Genomic DNA, 21,585 nt, shown 5'->3' with positions numbered 1-21,585 from the left:
CGGGTGCGGCGTCAGACTTCGAACCCGAGCCGCCGCGCGGAGCGCTGGCGCTGTCGGGAGGCGCGCAGGCGGCGCAGCCGGCGCACGAGGAGCGGGTCGGCCTCGAGCGCCTCGGGGCGGTCGATGAGGGCGTTGAGCACCTGGTAGTAGCGGGTCGAGGACATGTCGAACTTCTCGCGGACAGCCTGCTCCTTGGCGCCGGCGTACTTCCACCAGTGCCGCTCGAACTCGAGGATGTCGCGGTCGCGCTGGCTCAGCCCCGCCGCAGTCTCCTGCTCGGCTGCGATGTGCTTGGCGGCGTCCATTGCCATCCCCTCCTCGACCCCACGTCGCCCGTGACCGGGCGGACGAGCACGAGTCTAGGCGACGAACGACAACCATGTCATTCGCATGCGGCGAGTCGTCTGGACAAAACCTCCGCGGCTCTCGCGCGCCCCGCCGCCACCGTGGCGGCACGACACCGCGGGGTGGTCTGCGCGCCTCGGGTTCGTCGCTAGGGTTGCGCCGTGAGCCAAGCCCCGCAGGCAGACCTCGTGATCGTGGCCAACCGGCTTCCCGTGGACCGCGTACGCCTCCCCGACGGGACGGACTCGTGGCGCCGCTCCCCCGGCGGGCTGGTGACGGCCCTCGAGCCCGTGCTGCGCTCCAACGACGGCGCCTGGATCGGCTGGCCGGGATCGGCGGACGACGACGACTTCGAGCCGTTCGTGGAGGACGGCCTCTCGCTGGTGCCGGTGTCGATGACCGCGCGCGAGGTCGAGGACTTCTACGAGGGCTTCTCCAACGGCACGCTGTGGCCGCTCTACCACGACGTGGTCGCCAAGCCGGAGTTCCACCGTGAGTGGTGGGACTCCTACGTCACGGTCAACCAGCGCTTCGCCGACCGGGCCGCCGAGGTCGCGGCCGAGGGCGCCACCGTGTGGGTGCAGGACTACCAGCTGCAGCTCGTCCCGCAGATGCTGCGCGCCCAGCGCCCCGACCTGCGGATCGGGTTCTACCTCCACATCCCGTTCCCGCCGGCCGAGCTGTTCTCCCAGCTGCCCTGGCGCCGACAGATCCTGGAGGGGCTGCTCGGTGCCGACCTCATCGGCTTCCAGCTGCCGGGAGCCGCGGCCAACTTCGTCCGCCTGGTGCGCAGCCGCGTCGGCCACAAGACCCACCGCGACACCATCTACCTGCCCGACGGCCGCCCGGTGCGGGCGACGGCCTTCCCGATCTCGATCGACACCGCCGGCTTCGAGGAGCTCGCCCGGTCCGAGGGCGTGGCGGAGCGGGCGGCCGAGATCCGCGAGGCGCTCGGCAACCCCCGCCGGATCTTCCTCGGCGTCGACCGGCTCGACTACACCAAGGGCATCCACTCCCGCCTGCGCGCCTTCGGCGAGCTCGTCCGCGACGGCCAGATCGACGTCGAGGACGCCGTCTTCGTCCAGGTGGCCACGCCCTCGCGCGAGCGCGTCGAGCAGTACCGCATCCTGCGCGACGACATCGAGCTCCTGGTGGGGCGGATCAACGGCGACCACGGGCGGATCGGCCGTCCAGCGATCTCCTACATGCACTCGTCCTACCCGCGCGAGGAGATGGCCGCGCTCTACCGCGCCGCCGACATCATGGTCGTGACCCCGCTGCGCGACGGGATGAACCTGGTCGCCAAGGAGTACGTCGCGTGCCGCTTCGACGACGACGGGGCGCTCGTGCTCTCGGAGTTCGCCGGGGCCGCCCAGGAGCTGCGCCAGGCGTGGCTGGTCAACCCCTACGACATCGACGGCATGAAGGCGGCCCTGCTCGACGCGTACGCCGCGGGCAGCAAGGAGACCTCACGCCGGATGCGCGCCCTGCGCAAGACGGTCGTCCAGCACGACGTGGCCAAGTGGGCCGCCGACTTCCTGCGCGAGCTCGAGGAGCTGCCCGACCACCACGACAAGACGGTGCGGGGCTCCAGCGCCCGCTAGCCCCCACGGGCTCCCGTCGACGCCGACCCCGGGGGCGCTCAGGCCGGGGCGCGCCGCGACGGCGTCGTCTCGTCCTGGGCCACCATGATCTCCTCGATCCCGCGCACCAGGTCGGCGCCCAGCCGCGGCCACGCCGGGTCGTAGCCGTAGACCTCCGCCAGCCCCACCGCGGTGCGGGTGCCGTCGACGATGTCGATGTCGCCCGGGCCGATCAGCCCCGGGTGCACGACGCCCACCGCCTCGGAGACCTTGAGCAGGTCGCGGCGCAGCGAGCGGATGTAGTTGGCGGCGCGGACGCTCTTGAGGCTCACGTCCAGGCCGCGCGTGTAGCGCGGGCTCTGCGTCGCGATGCCGACCGGGCAGTGGTCGGTGTGGCACTTCTGGGCCTGGATGCAGCCGATGGACATCATCGCCTCGCGACCGACGTTGACCATGTCGGCGCCGAGCGCGAAGGCGACCACCGCGTTCTCCGGCACACCCAGCTTTCCGGCCCCGATGAACACCACGTCGTCGCTGAGCCCGGCCGCGGCGAAGCGCCGCCACACCTGGCTGAAGGCGATGCGGAACGGGTAGGCCACGGAGTCGGCGAAGATCATCGGCGCCGCACCGGTGCCGCCCTCGCCGCCGTCGATGTTGACGAAGTCGACGCCGCGCCGCGCCGAGCCGCTGCCCGACGCCATCGCCTCGACCAGCTCCTCCCACATGGTGAGGTTGCCGACGGCCGACTTGATGCCGACCGGCAGGCCGGTCGCCTGGGCGACGGACTCCACGAAGTCGAGCAGCGAGTCGATGTCGTGGAAGACCGAGTGGCGACTCGGCGAGGCACAGTCCTTGCCCTCCTCGATACCGCGGATCTCCGCGATCTCCCTGCTGACCTTCTCCCCCGGCAGCATGCCGCCGAGGCCGGGCTTGGCCCCTTGGCTCAGCTTGACCTCGATCGCACGCACCGGCGCCGACTGCACGACGTCGACCAGCCGGTCGAGGTCGAAGCGGCCGCGCTCGTCGCGGCAGCCGAAGTAGGACGTGCCGATCTGGAAGACGATGTCTCCGCCGTGGCGGTGGTGGGGCGAGAGCGCCCCCTCGCCGGTGTTCTGCAGGCATCCGGCCATCGCCGCGCCCCGGTTGAGCGCCTCCACGGCCTTGCCCGAGAGCGAGCCGAAGCTCATGCCGGAGATGTTGACGACCGACGACGGGCGGAAGGCGTGCGTACGCCCCAGCGCTGCACCCATCACCTTGGCGCACGGCAGCACGATCTCCTCCTGCGCGTGCGGCGTGGTCGCCGCGCCCGGGCCGGCGAACGTGCGGTGCTTGATGATCGGGTAGCCCTCGACGCGCTCGACGTCGTTGTCGGTGCCGAAGCCGAAGTAGTTGTTCTCCAGCTTCGCGCTGGCGTAGACCCAGCGTCGCTGGTCACGGCTGAAGGGGCGCTCCTCGTCGTTGCTGGTGACGATGTACTGGCGCAGCTCGGGCCCGAACCTCTCCAGGAAGAAGCGGGCGTGCCCGACGACCGGGAAGTTGCGGATGATCGCGTGCTTGGTCTGGACGAGGTCGTGCACCGTCGTGGCGGCCGCCGCCGCCACGGTGCCGCCGAGGATCGCGTGCCTCCACTTCATGCCTCGTTCCTAGCCGTCCGGCGGCGCGTTGTCGAGGACGGCCCGTCCCGATGGAGGGGAATCAGGCGAGCTCGCCGCGGGCGAGGCTCACCCCGGAGTGCGTGGGGTCGCCGTCGTCGGGCTCGATCGAGATGTCGACGATGCGGTAGCCCTCGTCGATGAGTCGCATCGGTACGGCGAACTCGCCCTCGTCGCCCGCGGCGAGCAGGCCGATCGAGATCATCCGCTTGCCGTCGACGTTGATCAGCCACACCTCGCGCACGCCCGGATCGTCGCCGAGCTCGCTCGCGGAGACCCGGATGGTGAACATGTCGTCGTGGCGCACGGCGCTGGCCTCGCCGCGCTGGGCGTCGCTGTCGAGGGCGGTGAGGGACGCGGCCGCGACGACGGTGCCGTCGCCGGGCGGCTCGACGGCCTCGGGGGTCTCCTCGGCCGTGCCGATGCGTCCGAGCCCGACGCCCGCGAGGAGCGCGAGGGCGGCGGCGATCCCGGCGAGCCACATCGGCACGCCGCGGCGTCCGGACGCCCGGTCGGGCTGACCGGACCGGTCGCGCCGGCCCGGCCGCTGCTCCGACGTCCCCGGCTGGTCGGGGTGGGACGGGGCCCCCGGGATCGGGTCCGATCCGTCGCCGGCACGCACCTCGGCCAGCACCCGCTCGCGCAGCCGCGAGGGCGGCGCGACGAGCGCGTCGGCACCCGTGCGGCGGCGGGCGCCGGTGAACGCCGCGACCACTCCCGCGCACTCGGGGCACGTCGCGACGTGCTCGCGCACGTCGGGCGGCCCGTCGCGGGGGTCGAGCGCGAGCCCGGCCAGCTGCTCGGCATCAACGTGACTCATGGCGCACCCCCTCCAGCTGCTGGTGGAGCTTCATCAGGCCACGTCGCACGTGGCTCTTCACGGTGCCGAGCGGGAGGCCGATCTTCTCGGCGATCTCGGCGTGGCTGTGGTCCTCCCAGAAGGCGAGGAGCAGGATCGTCCGGCGCGGGTCGGGTAGGTCCTCGACGGCCTGGCGCACGACCAGCCGCTCGGCGACCTCGTCGTCGGCCGACTGCACGGCGTCGTCGCGGGCGCCCGGGAGCGACACCACGGCGGCGAGCCGGTCGGCGTCGCGAGCGCGGGACGCCCGCAGGTCGGAGACCTTGTGCCGGGCGATCCCGACGAGCCAGGCCGGCAGTGCGGCAGGGCTCGGGGTCAGGGTGTGGCGGCTGCGCCAGGCGGCGACGAAGACCTGCTGGGTGACGTCCTCGGCGTCGTGGACGTCGCGGAGGGCACGGAGCGCGAACGTGTGCACCAGGGCCGACCAGCGGTCGTAGATCTCCTCGAGGGCACCCTCGTCGCCGGCGACGAGCCGCGCGGCGAGCGTCAGGACGTCCTCGTCCTGCTCGTCGTCGAACGACATCGTCCCGGTCACCACCGGGTCACCGTACCGGCGAGGCCCGCGGGCGGGGAACGGGATGATGGTCATCGTCGCCCCCCGCCCGTCTGGCTGCCTCGTGTCGTGCTCGGTCGTCCGTCGCCGCTGGAGCGGTCGTCAGAGGTCGATCGGGCGGAGCACCCGGTCGATCCCGTGGGCGATCTGCTTGTTGCCCTTGTTGAGGTCGAGGGCCTTCAGCACGACCTTGGGGTCGCGGTCGTTGGGGTCGCCGTCCTTGAGCGTGATGCTCACCCGCGGCTTGGTCTTGACCTTGACGGTGACCTTGCCGCCCTGGGCGGTCGTCAGCTTGGCGCCGTTGGACTTGAGCACCTTGCTGCTGGTGAGCGTCGCGCCCGGCACGACGTGGTAGAGCAGGACGGTCTCGATGGTGTCGACACCGGCGAGCTCGACGAGCGCGTCGAAGACCTTCTTCTCGCTCTTGATCGTCTTGCCGGACAGGTCCTTGGCCAGCTGGCGGAAGGCCTCGTCGGTCGGGGCGAAGGCGGTGAGGCGCTTGGAGCCGTCGGCGAGCAGCGCGACCGGGGAGTCGGGCTTGGCGCCGATGACGGCCAGGGCGGCCTCGGTGAGGATGTCGAAGTCCTTGTTGTTCTTGTCGAACTTGTTGCCGTCGGAGGTGAGGAGGGCGGCGAGGCTGTCCTCGCCCGCGGGCTTCGCGCTGGCGGCGGGCGCGGTGGCCCCCATCGCACCGAGGGCGAGGGCCGACGTGGCGAGGATGGCGGGAACGCGTCGCAACATGAGCTGGGTCCTTCCGTCAGGGGCGCCCGTTGGCGCCCGTCGCACCCTTCTCCGCACGAACCCCGCCACCGGATGCACCTCCTGCGTAGATTTCTTCCATGGACCTCATCCCCAAGCCCGACCAGGTGGTCGCCGCGGCCGGAAATGTCGCGCAGACGCTGCTCTACGGCGGGCTGGCAGACCTGCGACCGATGCCGCGGACGCTGATCGACGACGGGGAGCTGCGCGAGGTCTACCACTACCGACCCGCCGAGGACGTCCCCCAGACCGGCGACCCCGTGCTGCTGGTGACCCCACTGGCCGCACCGGCGCTCTGCTACGACCTGCGCCGCGACTGCTCGCTGGTGGAGCACCTGGTCACGCAGGGGCGCCCGACCTACCTCGTGGAGTACGGGCAGGTCTCGTTCCGCAACCGGTCCCTCGGCGTGGAGCACTGGGTCGACGAGGTGCTGCCGGCCGCGATCGAGGCCGTCCACCAGCACTCCGGCGGCCGCGGCGTGCACCTCGTCGGATGGAGCCTCGGCGGCATCTTCACCCTCCTCGTCGCGGCCGACCGGAAGGACCTGCCGATCGCCTCGATCACGATCGTGGGCTCCCCGGTCGACGTGACCAAGGTGCCGCTCGTGGCGCCGGTGCGCCCGCTGCTCAACCTGACGCAGGGCAGGGGGCTCGTCACCCTGGCCTACCGGGCGCTCGGCGGCGTGCCGACCCCGCTCGTCAACTGGGCGTTCACCGCCGTCTCGGCGCAGAAGGTCCTCACCAAGCCGCTGGCGGTGCTGACGCACCTCGACGACACCGACTACCTCGCCCAGAAGGAGGCGGTCACGCGATTCACGTCCACCATGACCGCCTACCCCGGCCGGACCTTCGGCCAGCTCTACCACCGCTTCGTCAAGGGCAACGCGCTCGCGACGGGCCGGATGCCGGTCGGCGACCGCGAGGTCGACCTCGCCGAGATCTCGGTGCCGACGCTCGTCTTCGCGGGCAACACCGACGGCATCGCGCCGCTCCCGGCCGTGCGCGCCGTGGTGCCGCTGCTGACCGGCTCGCCCGAGGTGCGCTTCGAGGTCGTCCCCGGCGGCCACCTCGGCATGCTCACCGGCCGGGCGGCTCGAGCGACGACCTGGACCGCGATCGACGAGTGGGTCTCGCGGTGGTCGCGCGGACCGCTCCCCGCGACCGCCCCGCCGGCACCGAGCGCCCGGGCCACCACGAAGCCGGCCCCCCGGAGCACGAGCAGCGCAGCGGCTGCGAAGAAGGCCGCGAACAAGAAGGCCGGCACGAGGACGCCGGCCACCAAGGCGGCAGCGAAGAAGGCGGCTGCCACGAAGACGGCCAAGAAGACCGCTGCGAAGCCCGCGAGGAAGGCCACGAGGAACACCACGAAGAAGGCCACGAAGAAGGCCACGAAGAAGGCCACGAAGAAGGCCGCCGGCTCCGCCCCCGCGGCCGGCGCGATCGGCTCCAACCCGACGCGCCGCTACGGCTCGGCGGGCTCCCGCGCGCTGGGTGGACGATGAGCGACCCGGTCGGCGCCACCGCACTGTCGCGCGCCGTCCGCATCGGCTACGGCAGCGGCTCGGTCGCGACCGGCGCCTTCGGCACGGTCCCCGGGCTGATGCTCCTGCCCTACCTCACCGACGAGCTCGGCATCGCGGCGATCTGGGCCGGCGTGATCGTGTTCCTGCCCAAGGCCTGGGACGTGGTGCTCAACCCGGTCGCCGGCCGGATCAGCGACCGCACGGTCGATCCCGACGGTCCCCGGCGGCCCTGGCTGCTGCGCGCCGGGCTGATGCTGGCGGGGGCGTTCGCGCTGATCTTCGCGGCTCCCGACCTGGACGGGAGGTGGCTCGAGGCGGGCTGGGTGCTGCTGTTCTTCGTGCTCGCGGCGTCGGCCTACGCGTTCTTCCAGGTGCCCTACGTCGCGATGCCGGCGGAGATCACCTCGTCCTACGACGAGCGCACCCGGCTGATGACTTGGCGCGTGGCCATCCTGGCCCTGACGATCATGCTCGCCGGGGCGAGCGCACCGGTGATCCGCGACGCGGTCGGCGGCCGCGACGGCTACCGGGTGATGGGCGTGGTCATGTCGGTGGTCATCCTGGCCGGCGTCCTCGGGGCGTGGTGGGGCACCCGCCGGGCGCCGATCGGCGCCGTCGTCGCCGGGGGCGGGTCGCTGGGCGAGCAGCTGCGGATCGTGGCGCGCGCCCGCGACTTCCGGGTGCTGCTGACGACGTTCGTGCTGCAGGCGCTGGCGACGGGCTGCATGCTGGCGGGCGTCGCCTACGTCGCCGAGGACCTGCTCGGCCGCAGCGGCGCGGCCACGATCCTCTTCGTCTGCTTCGTCGGCCCGGCGCTGCTGCTGACCCCGCTGTGGGCGCACTGGGGCGAGCGGGTGGGCAAGAAGCAGGGCTACGCCGCCGCATCGGTGGTGCTCGCGACGGGTGCCACGCTGGCGGTGCTGTCGCGTGGCGGCAACGACCTCTGGACGTTCGTGGCGACCGGGCTGGTCGGGGTGGGATACGCGGGCTGCCAGGTCTTCCCGATGGCGATGCTGCCCGACGTCGCGGCCGTGGACGCGGCCCGCACCGGCGAGAACCGTGCCGGCGTCTACACCGGCGTCTGGACGGCCGGCGAGACGCTGGGGCTCGCGCTCGGGACGGCTGTCTTCGCCCTGATGCTCGCGCTCGGCGGCTACCTCTCGAGCGAGGGCCGCGACCTCAGCCAGCCCGACTCGGCCCTGACCGCCATCGCGCTGGGGTTCTCGCTCGTGCCGGCGGCGCTGACTCTCGCCAGCCTGCACTGGCTGCGGCAGTACGACCTCGAGCCCGCCGACGTGGCGGCCGCCCAAGGAGCCCCCGGGAGTGCTGCGTGAGTGACCCGATGCAGAGGCTCGCGGCCCTCCAGGCCCGCGACCTGCCCGTCCACGGCGGCCGCACGCTGGCCTACGTCTACGACTCGGGCGAGCCCGAGGTAGATCGGGTCGCCCGGCAGGCGGTGGCCGCCTACGCCGCGTCCAACGCGCTCGACCCCACGGCGTTCCCCTCCCTGCTCCAGATGGAGAACGAGCTGGTCGGCTTCGCGTGCGGCCTGCTCGACGCACCGGAGTCGGCGGTCGGGACGGTGACCTCGGGCGGCACCGAGTCGATCCTGCTGGCCGTCCAGGGAGCCCGCGACAGCCGCCCCGACGTGGTCCGGCCGCGGATGGTGGTGCCCACCACCGCGCACGCGGCGTTCCACAAGGCCGCGCACTACTTCGGGGTGGAGGCCGTGCTCGTGCCGGCCGGTCCCGGCCACCGGGCCGACGCGCGGGCGATGGCCGAGGCGATCGGCGACGACACGGTGCTCGTCGTGGCCAGCGCGCCGTCGTACGCCCACGGGGTCGTCGACCCGGTCACCGAGATCGCCGCCGCCGCAGCCGCCCGCGGCGTCCGCTGCCACGTCGACGCGTGCATCGGCGGTTGGGTGCTCCCGTACGCCGCCCGGCTCGGCCGCGCGGTCGCGCCGTGGACCTTCGCTGTCGACGGCGTCACGTCGATCTCGGTGGACACCCACAAGTACGCCTATGCCCCCAAGGGCACCTCGCTCCTGCTGCACCGCGACGCGCCGTTGCGCCGGCCGCAGTACTTCGCCTCGGCCGCGTGGCCGGGCTACACGATGCTCAACGCCACGACGCAGTCGACGCGCTCGGGCGGGCCCGTGGCCGGCACCTGGGCGGTGGTGCAGCACCTCGGGGACGAGGGCTACCTCGCCCTCGCCGACCGCGCGCTGTCGGCCGTCGACGCGATCGTCGCGAGCATCGAGGCGCAGCCCGCGCTGCGGCTCGTGGCAGACCCCGACTCGACGCTGGTCGCCCTGGCCACCGACGACTCCTGCGACCCGTTCACCCTGACCGACGAGCTCGTCTCGCGGGGCTGGTACGTCCAGCCGCAGCTCTCCCACGGCGACGACGGTGCGAGCATCCACTTGTCGGTGAGCGCCGGCACGCTCGCGCACGTGGCCGACTTCGCCGGCGCGCTGTCGGCGTCGGTCGCGGCGGCCCGCGAGGCCGGGCCGGTCACGGTCGACGCCGGGGTGGTGGCGTTCATCGAGGCGCTCGACCCCTCCTCCCTGGGCGACGACGACTTCGACGGCCTCCTCGCCGCGTCCGGGCTGGTGGGTGGGTCGGCGGCCGGGGAGCTCGAGTTGCCCGTCCGGATGGCCGAGGTCAACGCGATGCTCGACGTCGCCTCCCCGTCGATGCGCGAGGCGCTGCTGGTGGCGTTCCTCGACCGGCTCCAGCGCCCGGTGCGCGGGGTGAGCGGATGAGCGCGCTCGCGGGGCTGGTCGAGAAGGGGCTGGTGGCGCCCGACTGGGCGGAGGCGTTGGCCCCGGTCGATGACCGGATCGCGGCGATGGGTCGGTTCCTGCGCGAGGAGGTGGCCGCCGGGCGCGGCTACCAGCCGGCGGGCGACCTGGTCCTCCGTGCGTTCCAGCGCCCGCTCGCCGACGTCCGCGTCCTGGTGGTGGGGCAGGACCCCTACCCCAACCCCGCGCACCCGATCGGGCTGAGCTTCGCCGTCGAGCGGCACGTGTGGCCGCTGCCGCCCAGCCTGGTCAACATCTACGTCGAGCTGCGCGACGACCTCGGGATCGTGCCCCCGCGTCACGGCGACCTGTCGGCGTGGGCCGACCAGGGCGTCATGCTGCTCAACCGCACGCTCACCGTGCGGCCGGGCGACTCCAACAGCCACCGGGGCAAGGGCTGGGAGCCGATCACCGAGCGGGCGATCACCGCCCTCGCCGAGCGCGGCGGTCCGTGCGCGGCGATCCTGTGGGGACGGCACGCCCAGTCGCTGCGTCCGCTCCTCGGCGAGGTGCCGTGCGTGGAGTCGCCCCACCCCTCACCGCTCAGCGCGCGGCGCGGCTTCTTCGGCTCGAAGCCCTTCAGCACCGTCAACCGACTGCTCGAGCAGCAGGGGGCGGAGCCGGTCGACTGGCGGCTTCCGGAATATAGTTGAATCCCGTACTATTGAGGATGTCATGACCACTCCCATGCCTGCCCTGTACATCGGCCACGGTGCGCCGCCCCTGCTCGACGACCCGACCTGGTCGAGCCAGCTCGCGGCGTGGGCGGGCGACCTCCCCCGTCCCACGGCGATCCTGATCGTCAGCGCCCACTGGGAGTCCGCGCCGGTCAGCCTCAGCGCCAGCGGCGCGCCGCTGGTCTACGACTTCGGTGGCTTCGCGCCGAAGTACTACCGGATGACCTACGAGACGCCGGACGCCACTGCGCTGGCCCAGCGCGTCGCGGCGATGATGCCGAGCGGCGAGCCCGTGCACCAGCACACCTCGCGCGGACTCGACCACGGCGCCTGGGTGCCCCTGAGGATCATGTACCCCGAGGCCGACATCCCGGTGCTGCAGATGTCGCTGCCGACCGACGACCCCCAGCGCCTCATGGCGCTCGGCGAGCGACTGCGCCCGCTGCGCGAGGAGGGCGTGCTGATCATCGGCTCCGGCTTCCTCACCCACGGCCTGCCGTTCCTCGAGGAGTTCCGCATCGACGCGCCGGCCCCGGGCTGGTCGGTGGACTTCGACCTCTGGGCCGCCGACGCCTTGACGCGTGGCGACGTCGACACCCTGTCGGACTACCGGGCCAAGGCCCCGGGCATGCCCTACGCCCACCCCACCGTCGAGCACTACACACCCCTGTTCGTGACGCTGGGCGCGGCGACGACGGCCGACCGGCCCGGCATCCAGGTCATCGACGGCTACTGGATGGGCCTGTCCAAGCGGTCGCTCCAGGTCGCCTGAGGCGTCTGAACTAGTCTCGGCTCGTGCGCGTCCTCTCGATCCAGTCCCACGTCGCCTACGGCCACGTCGGCAACTCTGCGGCCGTCTTCCCCCTGCAGCGCCTCGGGCACGAGGTGTGGCCGGTGCTGACGGTCAACTTCTCCAACCACACCGGGTACGGCTCGTGGCGGGGGCCGATGATCCCGGCCCAGGACGTCGCCGACGTGATCGCCGGCATCGAGGAGAGGGGCGCGTTCGAGACCTGCGACGCGATCCTGTCCGGCTACCAAGGCTCACCGGAGATCGCCGACGTCATCGTCGACGCCGTGGCCCGGGTCAAGGCCGCCAACCCCGCCGCGACCTACACCTGCGACCCGGTCATGGGCAACGCCACCTCCGGGTGCTTCGTCAACCCGGCGATCCCGCCCAAGTACCGCTCCACCGTCATCCCGTTGGCCGACGTGCTGACGCCCAACCAGTTCGAGCTCGGCTTCATCACCGGGCGCGACGCGCTGAGCGGGCCGTCCTCGCTCGACGACATCCTGTCCGCCGTCGAGGAGGTCCGGGGCCTCGGGCCCGAGACCGTCCTGGTCACCTCGGTCCATCGCCACGGTGCGCCGGACGACGTGATCGAGATGATCGCCGTGACCGGCGAGGGCGCCTGGCTCGTCACCACGCCGCGGCTGCCGATGAAGGCCAACGGGTCGGGCGACATCACCGCGGCGCTCTTCACCGCGCACCTGCGCACCACCGGCTCGCCCGCCGACGCGCTGGCGCGCACGGCCTCCTCGGTCTTCGCGATCCTCCGGCAGACCCTCGACTCCGGCGACCGCGAGCTGCGGCTCATCGACGCCCAGGACGCCATCGCCGACCCAGCCTGCGAGTTCGAGGTCGAGCAGCTCCGCTGAGCCGTCGAGCGGCGTCGAGCCGGTGACGGCCGGACTGGGCCGGGCTGGACTGGAGCCGGTGACAGGAATCGAACCCGCGACATCATTATTACAAGTAATGCGCTCTACCAACTGAGCTACACCGGCGTGCGCCCGTGAGCGCGCGGCAATCCTAGGCGAGGCAGAACGGCGCGCGTGAGCCTCCTCCACCTCCCGCACCACGACGGCTCACCGGCTCGGCCCGGAGCCGGCCCCCGCGTCGACGTGGGGGACCTCGTCAGCGAGTAGCGTGCCCGTATGGCCATGCGCATCGTCGCCAACCGGCCGGACCCGGCCATCCTCCGCCTGCCCTGGCACCTCCCACTGGAGGAGTGGCCCGACGACGTGGTCGTGCCCCTGCCCCGCGGCCTGTCGCGCCACGTCGTGCGCATCGTGCGGCTCGGCACCCGCGTCTACGCGGTCAAGGAGACCACGGGCGACATCGCCTTCCGCGAGTATCGGATGCTGCGCGACCTCCAGCGGCTCGGCATGCCGTCCGTGGTGCCTCAGGGCGTCGTCACGGGACGCGCGACGCGTGAGCGCGAGGAGCTGCCCGCCGCGCTGGTCACCCAGCACCTGCGCTTCTCACTGCCCTACCGCACCCTCTTCGGCCGGGGCATGGACGCCGAGCACGTCCCGACGCTCATCGACGCGATCGTCGTGCTGCTGGTCCGCCTGCACCTGGCCGGCTTCTACTGGGGCGACGTGTCGCTGTCCAACGTGCTGTTCCGCCGCGACGCCGGCGCCCTCGCCGCCTACCTGGTCGACGCCGAGACCGGCGAGCTCCACGAGTCCGTCAACGACCGGCTGCGGGAGTACGACATCACCGTGGGCTGCGAGAACATCTTCGCCGAGCTGATGGACCTGAGCGCGAGCGGCGCCGTGAAGCGACCCATCGACGGGTTCGCGATCGTCGAGCACCTGCGCACCCGCTACGAGGCGCTGTGGCGCGAGCTGACCGACCTCGAGGAGTTCGGCGGCGACGAGATGTGGCGCATCGAGCGGCGGGTCGAGCGGCTCAACGACCTCGGCTTCGACGTCGACGAGCTCGACATCGTCACCGACCTCGGCGGCGACACCATCCGCATCCAGCCCAAGGTCGTCGACCTCGGCCACCACACCCGCGAGCTGCGCGACCTGACCGGCATGACCGTGGAGGACAACCAGGCCCGCCGGCTTCTCAACGACCTGGCGTCCTACACCGCCCACAACGACCTCGGCCGCGAGGACCGCCACGTCGTGGCGAGCCGCTGGATGCACGAGATCTTCGAGCCGATCATGGCGATGATCCCGCCCGACGCGACCGGCAAGCTCGAACCGGCGGAGGTCTTCCACGAGATCCTCGAGCACCGCTGGTACCTCTCGGAGCAGGCCGGCGACGAGGTCGACATCCACGCGACGGCTCGCGACTACATCGACCGCTTCCTCACGACCAAGCCCGACGAGGCGATCACGGGTCAGGTGTGACCGCGGCGGCCGGAGTGATCGGCGCCCACTCGCCGACCTGCCAGGTGCCGTCGGTGCGCAGCCGCACCCACTGCAGCCCGATCGGGCGCCCCTCCGCGTAGGTGACCAGGCTGACCTCGGCGTCGCGGCGCGGCTTGCTGCCCAGCGCGATGGCGTACGCCGCCCCGCCGGTCGTGCCGTTGGTCCACGCGTAGCCCGTGCCGCCGTCCTCGCCCTCCACTGCGTCCGGGCCGGACTGCACGTGCGTGTGCCCGCCGAGCACCAGGTCGACGCAGCCCCGGGCGAGCGCCTCGCGACCGAGGTTGGCGTCGTGGACCAGCACGGTGCTGACCCGCTCGCCGTCCTCGGCGGCGGCGCAGGCCTCGTCGGCGAGCCGGACGCCCACCTCGGCGAAGCTCAGCCCGGACTCGTCGCGCCAGCTGCCCAGGCCGCTGCTGCGTGGGTCGTCGACGCCGAGCAGGGTCCCGCCCCAGGGGGCGTCGACGACCTCGCCGTCGAGCATGGTCCAGCCCAGGTCGGCGAGGTAGGCGCCGACGAAGTCGCCGTGGTCGTGGTTGCCCGCGACGCCGAAGCGCTCCCAGTCCTCGAACGTCCCGTCGAGGGAGTCGAGGCTGAACGCCTCCCACGGCTGCCCGGTCGAGGTGTCGTCGCCGGCGTCGAGCACGACGCTCGCGCCGGCCGCCTCACCGATGGCGCGCGCGACCCGGTCCATGCCGATGTTGTCGTGGCGGTCGCTGACCAGCAGCGCGACCGTCTCGTCGTCCCCGGGCGTGCGCAGGCCCTCCTCGACGAGGCCCGCCGCCGCCTCGGCGGCCGTGGAGTAGAACTCCTTGCTCTTGTCGTAGGTGTCCACCGCGCTGAGCACCAGCCGCTTGCTCTGGGTGGCGACCGGGCCGGCGCGCACCTCGATGTCGCGGACCTCCGCCGGCAGTCGCACGTCCGGGCCGACGAGCTCGGCCAGCGTCTGCCAGTCGGCGCCGTCCTCCTGGGTCTGCTCCTCGCGCTCCCACGGCTGCCACAGCAGCAGCACCAGGGCGAGCACCAGGACGAGTGCGAGCACGCCCTGCCTGGTGCGGAGCCCGCGCACCAGCTCCCCGCGACGTCGCTGACCCAGCAGCAGGAAGACGACGCCGGGCAACAGGCCGACCGCCAGCCCGCGCAGCGCCGCGGAGACGGCCATGTCGACGACGACGTCCTGGACCTTGTCGATCGGTGCGGTGGGGTCGGCCGCGATCAGCGCGTAGCGCTCGACCAGCTCCTCAATCGAGCCGACCTCGGTCTTGCCGAGCGCGAGCGTGACACCGAGCGGGCCGACGTCGCGGAAGCGGAGGTCGGGCAGCAGCGGCCCGGTCTGCACCACCGCGTCGGGGGTCAGCGTGGGGCGTACGACGGTGTCGTGGCCGACGAGCACCACGGTGCGGCTGCTGGTGAGGAACAGCGAGACCGCGACCGCGAGCCCCAGCGCCAGGCTCAGCGCGGCCAGCGTGACGCCGACCAGCAGCCGGCGCTGGGTGGGGGTCATCGCTCGGCGCGGGCCTGCGAGATCGCGTAGAGCGCCACCGAGGCGGCGACCCCGGCGTTGAGCGACTCGAGCTGGCCGGACATCGGGATCGACACGATCTGGTCGCACGTCTCGGCGACCAGCCGGCCCAGGCCCTTGCCCTCGGAGCCGACGACGACCACGAGCGGGCCCTCCGCGAGGCCGCCGGGGGCGACCAGCTCGGGCAGCGAGATGTCGCCGTCGGCGGCCAGGCCGACGACCATGCAGCCGGCGTCCTGGTAGGCCTTGAGCTGGCGGGTCAGGTTGACCGTCTGCGCGACCGGCAGCCGGGCCGCGGCACCGGCGCTGGTCTTCCACGCCGAGGCGGTCATCCCCGCGGCACGGCGCTCGGGGATCAGCACGCCGTGCGCGCCGAACCCGGCCGCCGAGCGGATCACCGCACCGAGGTTGCGGGGGTCGGTGACGGAGTCGAGGGCGACGACGAGCGCCGGCTCCTTGGCCTCCGCGGCACGCTCGAGCAGGTCGTCGACGTGGGCGTACTCGTAGGCCGGGAGCCGCGCCGCGAGTCCCTGGTGGACGGCACCGCCGGTCATCCGGTCCATCTCGTTGCGGGTGACCTCGAGCAGGTTGAGCCCCTGCTCGGCGGCGAGCTTGAACGCCTCGCGCATCCGGCCGTCGCGCTCGGCGCCCTCGGCGACGTAGACGGCCGCGACCGGCACGCCTGCCTGCAGCAGCTCGACGACGGAGTTGCGCCCGGCGGCCCACTCGGCCTCGGAGCCGGTGCGCCGCTTGGGGCGGGTGCCCTTGTCGCGCTCGGCGCGCTTGGCCGCCTTGTGCGCCTGGTGGTAGGGCCGGTCCTTGGCCTTGGGCGTGGGTCCGCGGCCCTCGAGGCCGCGCCGCACGCGACCGCCGGACCCCGCAGTGGGGTTGCCCTTGCCGGTCTTCTTGATGGCGCCCTTGCGCTGCGAGTTGCCAGCCACGTCACACACTCCCCATAACGATCGTCCACCGTGGGCCGGTCGAGGTGTCCTCGATCTCCAAGCCGGCCGACTTGATCCGGTCCCGGATGGCGTCGGCGCGGGCCCAGTCCTTCGCCTCGCGCGCCGCCGTCCGCTCCTCAAGCAGTCCCCGCACCAGCGCGTCCACGACGCCGGTGAGCGTCTCGTCGGAGCCGCCCGTCGACGCCCAGACGGGATCGGCGGGGTTGAGGCCGAGCACGTCGAGCATGGCGACCACCTCGCCGAAGCGCTGCCCCAGCTCCTCCGACGGCCCCGCGGCCAGGAGCCGGTTGCCCTCGCGGACGGACTCGTGGATCACCGCGACGGCGGCGGGGGTGCCGAGGTCGTCGTCCATCGCCGCGGTGAACGCGTCGGGCACCGAGGCGAACCAGGTGCCGACCACGCCCGAGGCGCGCTCGAGGAAGTCCTCGATGCGGCGGAACGCGCGCGCCGACTCCTCGAGGGCCTCGAAGCTGAACTCGACGTGGGAGCGGTAGTGGGCCGAGACCATGTAGTAGCGCAGCTCGACGCCGCGCACCCGCTCGAGCACCGACGGGATGAGCATCGAGTTGCCGAGCGACTTGCTCATCTTCTCGCCGGCGGTGGTGATCCAGGCGTTGTGCAGCCAGTAGGACGCGAACGGGCGCCCGGCCGCCCGGGACTGCGCCTGCTCGTTCTCGTGGTGCGGGAAGCGGAGGTCGACGCCGCCGCCGTGGATGTCGAAGGCGGGGCCGAGGTACTTGCCGGCCATCGCCGAGCACTCGATGTGCCAGCCCGGTCGCCCGCGGCCCCACGGCGAGGGCCACGACGCGGTGCGCGGCTCGGAGTCGGCCTTCCAGCCCTTCCAGAGGGCGAAGTCGCGGGGGTCGCGCTTGCCGCGGGGGTCGGCGTCGCCGGCGGGCTCCATGTCGTCCACCCCCTGGCGGGTCAGCTCGCCGTAGGCCGGCCAGCTGCGGACGTCGAAGTAGACGTCGCCGCTGCCGTCGTCGGCGGCGTAGGCGTGCCCTCGGGCGATCAGCTCCTCGATCAGCTCCACGATCTCCGGGACGTGGCCGGTGGCGCCCGGCTCGTAGGTCGGCGGCAGCACGTTGATGGCCGCCAGCGCCGCGTCGAGCTCGCGCTTCATCGCCGACGCGAGGGCGTACCAGTGGATGCCGAGCTCGGCGGACTTGGCGAGGATCTTGTCGTCGATGTCGGTGACGTTGCGGATGAAGTCGACCTCGTGGCCGGTGGCCTCGAGCCAGCGGCGGAGCACGTCGAAGTTGACCGCGGACCGGACGTGGCCGACGTGCGGCTCCGACTGCACGGTCAGCCCACACACGTAGATGCCGACCTTGCCCGGGGTCAGCGGGACGAAGTCGCGGGTCTCGCGCGTCGCGGTGTCGTGGAGCCTGAGAGTCACCGGGCAAGTCTAGGGCGAGCGGGGCGATCCGCTGGCTTCGCCGGCCACCGCATACCGCGGGCTCCTGTGACTCCTGAGACGCGTGGGACTTCTCGGGTTATCGTCGAACGGTGCTCCGACGTCTCGCGACCCTCGCCCTGCCCCTGCTGGTGGCCGCCTCGCTGGTCCCCGCTGCCGTCGCGGCCGACGGCTCCGACGGCTCCGACGGCTCCGGCGGCTCCGACGGCTCCGACGCGCGCACGCGCGCCACGGCGCAGGTGCAGCTGACGTCGTGGAGCAGCTATGCCGACTTCAAGGCCGGCAAGCGCCGCGGTCTCAAGCTCGGCCGGGGGCAGGTCTCGATGCTGCGCGCCACGCCGCGCACGGTCGCCGGCAAGGCCTACGAGGCCGGCACCTGGACGTCGCCGTGGGCGACGCCCGGCTTCGGCGCGAGCGCCGTCATCCCCTCGTGGGAGGCCACCACGCCCGGCCGGACGATGGTGCGGGTCGAGCTGCGGGCCCGCGACGCGAGCGGGCGCACCGGGTCGTGGGACACCGTGGCCGACTGGGCGCGCGGCAACCGTCCGGTGAAGCGGGCGACCTACTCCGGCCAGGCCGACGACCTGGGCCGGGTCAGCGCCGACACCTGGTACGCCGCGGGCGCCGTGACGTCGTGGCAGGTCCGCGTCACGCTCCTGCGGCCGAAGGGCTCGGCCAAGGCGGTCAGCCTCGAGCGCATCGGCGCGGTCGCCTCCGCCGACGCCTCGGCGCCGCGTCCGACCTCCCAGCCCGGTCGCGCTGCGGGCACCGTGCTGCCCGTGCCCACCTACTCCCAGATGGTGCACAGCGGCCACTACCCCGCCTGGGGCGGCGGCGGCGAGGCGTGGTGCTCGCCCACCTCGACCGCGATGGTCCTCGCCTACTACGGCATCTCCCCCGCGCCCGCCGGGATCACGCCGGGCCACGCCGACGCCGTGGTCGACCACACCGCCAAGATGGTCTACGACCACGGCTACCGCGGCACCGGCAACTGGGCGTTCAACACCGCCTACGCCGCCACCCTCGTCGCCGGCGACTCCTATGTCACCCGGATGCGCGACCTGCGCGAGGCCGAGGACCAGATCGTCGCCGGCGTGCCGCTGGTGGTGTCGATCGCCTTCGGCCGCAACCAGCTCGCCGGCGCCCCGATCTCGGCGAGCAACGGCCACCTGCTGGTGATCGTCGGCTTCGAGGCCGACGGCGACGTCGTGGTCAACGACCCCGCCGGCGCGACCAACGCCGAGGTGCGCCGCGTCTACGACCGCGCCCAGTTCGAGCAACTGTGGATCGCGGCCTCCGGCGGGACGGCGTACGTCATCCGCAACGGCTGAGCGGACCCCCCGAGCTCGTGTCGAGTCGGCGCGTCCTGACCCTCAAACGACGTCGAGTCGGCGCATCCTGACGCTCAGACCCCGTCGAGTCGGCTCGTCCTGACCCTCAGACGACGTCGAGTCGGCGCATCCTGACGCTCGTCGGTTAGGACGCGCCGACTGGACCTCCGTCAGGTGTCAGAACGCGCCCACTCGACCCCCGTCAGGTGTCAGAACGCGCCCACTCGACCCCCGTCAGGTGTCAGAACGCGCCCACTCGACCCCCGTCGGGTGTCAGAACGCGCCCACTCGACCCCCGTCAGGCGTCAGAACGCGCCCACTCGACCCCCGTCAGGCGTCAGAACGCGCCCACTCGACCATTCGCGCCTCTGTCAGCGCCTCTGTCAGCGCCTCAGACGGCGCGGAAGTCGACGGTGTGCCAGCCGGTGGCGCCGTCGGGGTCGGGCGAGCGTACGACGCTGGTCTGGGTCTGGCCGTCCTTGCCGGTGGCGCGGACCCGCACCTCGTGGTCGCCCTCGGGGACGTCGATCGTGAGCGCCCACTGCACCCAGGTGTCCGCCGACGGCACCCGGCCGAGCTCGGCGGGGGTCCACGGGCCGCCGTCGACCTGCACCTCGACCGACTCGATCCCGGTGTGCTGGTGCCAGGCGACACCGCCGAAGGACACCGGGCCGGCCTCCACCTCGGCGCCCGCCCGCGGCACGTCGATGCGCGAGGCGATCTTGACCGGCCCCTCGGACGACCAGCCCTTGGTGGTCCAGTAGCCGGTCGAGCGGGCGAAGGTGCTCACCTCGAGGTCGACGACCCACTTGGTGGCCGAGACATAGCCGTACAAGCCCGGGACGATCGTACGCACGGGGAAGCCGTGCTCGATCGGCAGCGGGCGACCGTTCATCGCGACGGCCAGCAGGGCGTCGCGGTAGTCGGTGAGCGCCTCGAGCGGCGTCGCGCAGGTCCAGCCGTCGTGGGAGGTCTGGAGCACGCAGTCGGCCTCGGGCGAGACGCCCAGGCCGTCGAGCAGGTCGGCGATGCGCACACCGCTCCACCGGGCGTTGCCGACGAGGCCGCCGCCGATCTCGTTGCTCACGCAGGACAGCGTGATCCACGACTCGGTCATCCGGCGCGCGACGAGGGAGCTGAAGTCGAGGGTGAGCTCGCGCTCGACGAGCCCGTGGATGCGCAGCGACCACTCCTCCGGCTCGATGACCGGCTTCGCGATGGTCGTGTCGATCAGGTAGAAGTCCTCGTTGGGCGTCTGCCACGGCGCGATGCCGGCCAGGCCCACTGAGGTGTCTGCCGGCGCCTCGCGCCGCGTGACGCCGGGGATGCGGAGCAGCCGGCGGCTGGCCTCGACCTTGCGGCGCCCGGCGCCGACGACCCGGCCGGCGACGGCGATGCCGAGTGCCGCCACCGACACGGCTCCGGCGACCATGAGGAAGACGCGCCGCTCGCGCGACTCCAGGTCGGGGCGGCGCCGGCCGCGCTCGAGGGCGTCGGTGAGCGCGGAGTGGAGCGTGACCCAGGTGAGCAGGCCGACCGCCACGGGGAGCGTGTCGACGGCGCTCGCCTGGCGTTGGGTCAGGACGGCGGCCAGGCCGACAGCGGCCAGCGGGAGCCAGACCAGCAGGGGCCGGTACCAGCCGCCGCGGGCCAGCAGCCCGGCCACGGCGAAGCAGACGAGCAGCAGGAGCAGGATCACGAGGACCAGGAACGTCTTGTCGAACTGGCCCAGCACGGAGATGGCCGCCTCCACCATCGGGCCGGGGGTGAGCCGGATGACCAGCTCGGCCACGGCCACGAGCGGCGCCTCGCGGATGGTGAGCACCATCGCGGTCGCGTAGCTGGTCGCGAGGCCGGCCAGGCCCGCGACGACTCCGGCGAGCATCCAGTGCGGACGGCGAGCGGTCACGCGGTCCATTGTGACGGGCGTCCGGCATGATGCCGACGTGACCTCCTCCCATCCCGCCCCGCGCATCGGCATCGGCACCGACGTGCACCGCCTCGTCGCCGGTGTGCCAATGCACCTCGCCGGCCTGGCCTGGCCCGACGAGCCGGCCGGGCTCGAGGGCCACTCCGACGCCGACGTCGCCGCCCACGCCGCCTGTGACGCCCTGCTCTCGGCGGCCGGGCTCGGCGACCTGGGCAGCAACTTCGGCACCTCGTCCCCCGAGTGGGCCGGAGCCGCGGGGGCCGCGCTGCTCGCGGAGACCGCCCGACGGGTGCGCGACGAGGGTTGGGAGATCGGCAACGTCGCGGTGCAGGTCATCGGCAACGTCCCGCGACTCGGCCCGCGGCGCGGCGAGGGCGAGGTAGCCCTGTCGGACGCGCTCGGAGCGCCGGTGAGCCTGTCGGCCACCACCACCGACGGCCTCGGTCTCACGGGCCGCGGCGAGGGCGTGGCGGCGATCGCCACCGCGCTGCTCACCCGCTGAGG

The 21,585-nt window shown here is 72.9% G+C and carries 19 protein-coding genes and 1 tRNA gene; 10 read left to right on the top strand and 10 right to left on the bottom strand.

Annotated elements, in window-relative coordinates:
• Positions 1 to 11 precede the first annotated feature (11 nt).
• Positions 12 to 305 carry a nucleoid-associated protein NapA gene (napA, locus tag AC3X7Z_RS09570; protein ID WP_186340256.1) on the bottom strand — a complete coding sequence of 98 codons (294 nt, stop codon included), beginning with the start codon at positions 303 to 305 and terminating at the stop codon, positions 12 to 14.
• Positions 306 to 506: 201 nt separating this feature from the next.
• Here napA and AC3X7Z_RS09565 point away from each other — a divergent pair, with 201 nt between their 5' ends.
• The gene (locus AC3X7Z_RS09565; RefSeq protein ID WP_186340255.1) at positions 507 to 1,949 is read left to right on the top strand and encodes an alpha,alpha-trehalose-phosphate synthase (UDP-forming); all 1,443 of its coding nucleotides are present in this window, start codon (positions 507 to 509) and stop codon (positions 1,947 to 1,949) included.
• Between the two features lie 38 nt (positions 1,950 to 1,987).
• On the opposite strand, the gene AC3X7Z_RS09560 is transcribed toward AC3X7Z_RS09565, so the two are convergent.
• The 4 genes from AC3X7Z_RS09560 to AC3X7Z_RS09545 all read right to left on the bottom strand — a co-directional run bounded on the left by AC3X7Z_RS09560 (position 1,988) and on the right by AC3X7Z_RS09545 (position 5,733).
• A complete protein-coding gene (locus AC3X7Z_RS09560) occupies positions 1,988 to 3,562 on the bottom strand; it encodes a glutamate synthase-related protein (protein WP_489975764.1) in 1,575 nt (524 codons plus the stop codon).
• A 61-nt stretch (positions 3,563 to 3,623) separates the two neighbouring features.
• Positions 3,624 to 4,400: an anti-sigma factor gene (locus tag AC3X7Z_RS09555; protein ID WP_489975763.1), complete on the bottom strand. Its 777-nt coding sequence runs from the start codon at positions 4,398 to 4,400 to the stop codon at positions 3,624 to 3,626.
• Positions 4,387 to 4,977 carry an RNA polymerase sigma factor gene (locus tag AC3X7Z_RS09550; RefSeq protein ID WP_206054502.1) on the bottom strand — a complete coding sequence of 197 codons (591 nt, stop codon included), beginning with the start codon at positions 4,975 to 4,977 and terminating at the stop codon, positions 4,387 to 4,389. The genes AC3X7Z_RS09555 and AC3X7Z_RS09550 overlap by 14 nt, the downstream gene beginning before the upstream one ends.
• Positions 4,978 to 5,094: 117 nt before the next feature.
• On the bottom strand, positions 5,095 to 5,733 hold the full coding sequence (locus tag AC3X7Z_RS09545; protein ID WP_186340252.1) for a fasciclin domain-containing protein: 639 nt from the start codon (positions 5,731 to 5,733) through the stop codon (positions 5,095 to 5,097).
• A 98-nt stretch (positions 5,734 to 5,831) separates the two neighbouring features.
• Between AC3X7Z_RS09545 and AC3X7Z_RS09540 the strand changes: the two genes are divergently transcribed.
• From AC3X7Z_RS09540 to pdxY, 6 genes are read left to right on the top strand one after another with little or no spacing between them, the layout of a single operon-like run.
• Positions 5,832 to 7,253, top strand: a complete 1,422-nt coding sequence (locus AC3X7Z_RS09540; protein ID WP_489975762.1) for an alpha/beta fold hydrolase — start codon at positions 5,832 to 5,834, stop codon at positions 7,251 to 7,253.
• Complete coding sequence (locus AC3X7Z_RS09535; protein ID WP_489975761.1) at positions 7,250 to 8,608, top strand: MFS transporter; 1,359 nt, start codon at positions 7,250 to 7,252, stop codon at positions 8,606 to 8,608. The genes AC3X7Z_RS09540 and AC3X7Z_RS09535 overlap by 4 nt, the downstream gene beginning before the upstream one ends.
• Positions 8,605 to 10,041 carry a pyridoxal phosphate-dependent decarboxylase family protein gene (locus AC3X7Z_RS09530; RefSeq protein ID WP_489975760.1) on the top strand — a complete coding sequence of 479 codons (1,437 nt, stop codon included), beginning with the start codon at positions 8,605 to 8,607 and terminating at the stop codon, positions 10,039 to 10,041. The genes AC3X7Z_RS09535 and AC3X7Z_RS09530 overlap by 4 nt, the downstream gene beginning before the upstream one ends.
• Positions 10,038 to 10,733: a uracil-DNA glycosylase gene (locus AC3X7Z_RS09525; RefSeq protein ID WP_186340249.1), complete on the top strand. Its 696-nt coding sequence runs from the start codon at positions 10,038 to 10,040 to the stop codon at positions 10,731 to 10,733. Before AC3X7Z_RS09530 ends, AC3X7Z_RS09525 begins: the two co-directional genes overlap by 4 nt.
• A 22-nt stretch (positions 10,734 to 10,755) precedes the next feature.
• A complete protein-coding gene (locus AC3X7Z_RS09520; RefSeq protein WP_186340248.1) occupies positions 10,756 to 11,529 on the top strand; it encodes a dioxygenase family protein in 774 nt (257 codons plus the stop codon).
• Positions 11,530 to 11,552: 23 nt separating this feature from the next.
• On the top strand, positions 11,553 to 12,416 hold the full coding sequence (pdxY, locus tag AC3X7Z_RS09515; RefSeq protein WP_489975759.1) for a pyridoxal kinase PdxY: 864 nt from the start codon (positions 11,553 to 11,555) through the stop codon (positions 12,414 to 12,416).
• Between the two features lie 50 nt (positions 12,417 to 12,466).
• Here the strand turns inward: pdxY and AC3X7Z_RS09510 are convergent.
• Positions 12,467 to 12,542, bottom strand: a tRNA-Thr gene (locus AC3X7Z_RS09510).
• A gap of 150 nt (positions 12,543 to 12,692) precedes the next feature.
• Between AC3X7Z_RS09510 and AC3X7Z_RS09505 the strand changes: the two genes are divergently transcribed.
• Positions 12,693 to 13,901, top strand: a complete 1,209-nt coding sequence (locus AC3X7Z_RS09505; protein WP_489975758.1) for a DUF4032 domain-containing protein — start codon at positions 12,693 to 12,695, stop codon at positions 13,899 to 13,901.
• Here AC3X7Z_RS09505 and AC3X7Z_RS09500 read toward each other — a convergent pair.
• From AC3X7Z_RS09500 to cysS, 3 genes are read right to left on the bottom strand one after another with little or no spacing between them, the layout of a single operon-like run.
• Positions 13,885 to 15,423 (bottom strand): metallophosphoesterase, encoded by a 1,539-nt coding sequence (locus AC3X7Z_RS09500; RefSeq protein ID WP_489975757.1) that lies wholly within the window; start codon positions 15,421 to 15,423, stop codon positions 13,885 to 13,887. The genes AC3X7Z_RS09505 and AC3X7Z_RS09500 overlap by 17 nt on opposite strands.
• Entirely contained in the window at positions 15,420 to 16,382 is a 963-nt protein-coding gene (gene rlmB, locus AC3X7Z_RS09495) for a 23S rRNA (guanosine(2251)-2'-O)-methyltransferase RlmB (RefSeq protein WP_489975756.1), read from the bottom strand. The genes AC3X7Z_RS09500 and rlmB overlap by 4 nt, the downstream gene beginning before the upstream one ends.
• A 1-nt stretch (position 16,383) precedes the next feature.
• Entirely contained in the window at positions 16,384 to 17,802 is a 1,419-nt protein-coding gene (gene cysS, locus AC3X7Z_RS09490) for a cysteine--tRNA ligase (RefSeq protein WP_186340243.1), read from the bottom strand.
• A 110-nt stretch (positions 17,803 to 17,912) separates the two neighbouring features.
• Here cysS and AC3X7Z_RS09485 point away from each other — a divergent pair, with 110 nt between their 5' ends.
• On the top strand, positions 17,913 to 19,151 hold the full coding sequence (locus AC3X7Z_RS09485) for a C39 family peptidase (protein WP_489975755.1): 1,239 nt from the start codon (positions 17,913 to 17,915) through the stop codon (positions 19,149 to 19,151).
• A gap of 391 nt (positions 19,152 to 19,542) precedes the next feature.
• Here the strand turns inward: AC3X7Z_RS09485 and AC3X7Z_RS09480 are convergent, their stop codons facing one another.
• Positions 19,543 to 21,060 (bottom strand): molybdopterin-dependent oxidoreductase, encoded by a 1,518-nt coding sequence (locus AC3X7Z_RS09480; RefSeq protein WP_489975754.1) that lies wholly within the window; start codon positions 21,058 to 21,060, stop codon positions 19,543 to 19,545.
• Between the two features lie 37 nt (positions 21,061 to 21,097).
• On the opposite strand from AC3X7Z_RS09480, the gene ispF reads away from it, so the two are divergent.
• Positions 21,098 to 21,583: a 2-C-methyl-D-erythritol 2,4-cyclodiphosphate synthase gene (gene ispF / locus AC3X7Z_RS09475; RefSeq protein ID WP_186340240.1), complete on the top strand. Its 486-nt coding sequence runs from the start codon at positions 21,098 to 21,100 to the stop codon at positions 21,581 to 21,583.
• The last annotated feature ends 2 nt before the right edge of the window (positions 21,584 to 21,585 follow it).

The sequence above is a fragment of the Nocardioides sp. Z24_21 genome (assembly GCF_058134345.1).
This window is presented reverse-complemented; position numbering and strand designations above follow the sequence as displayed.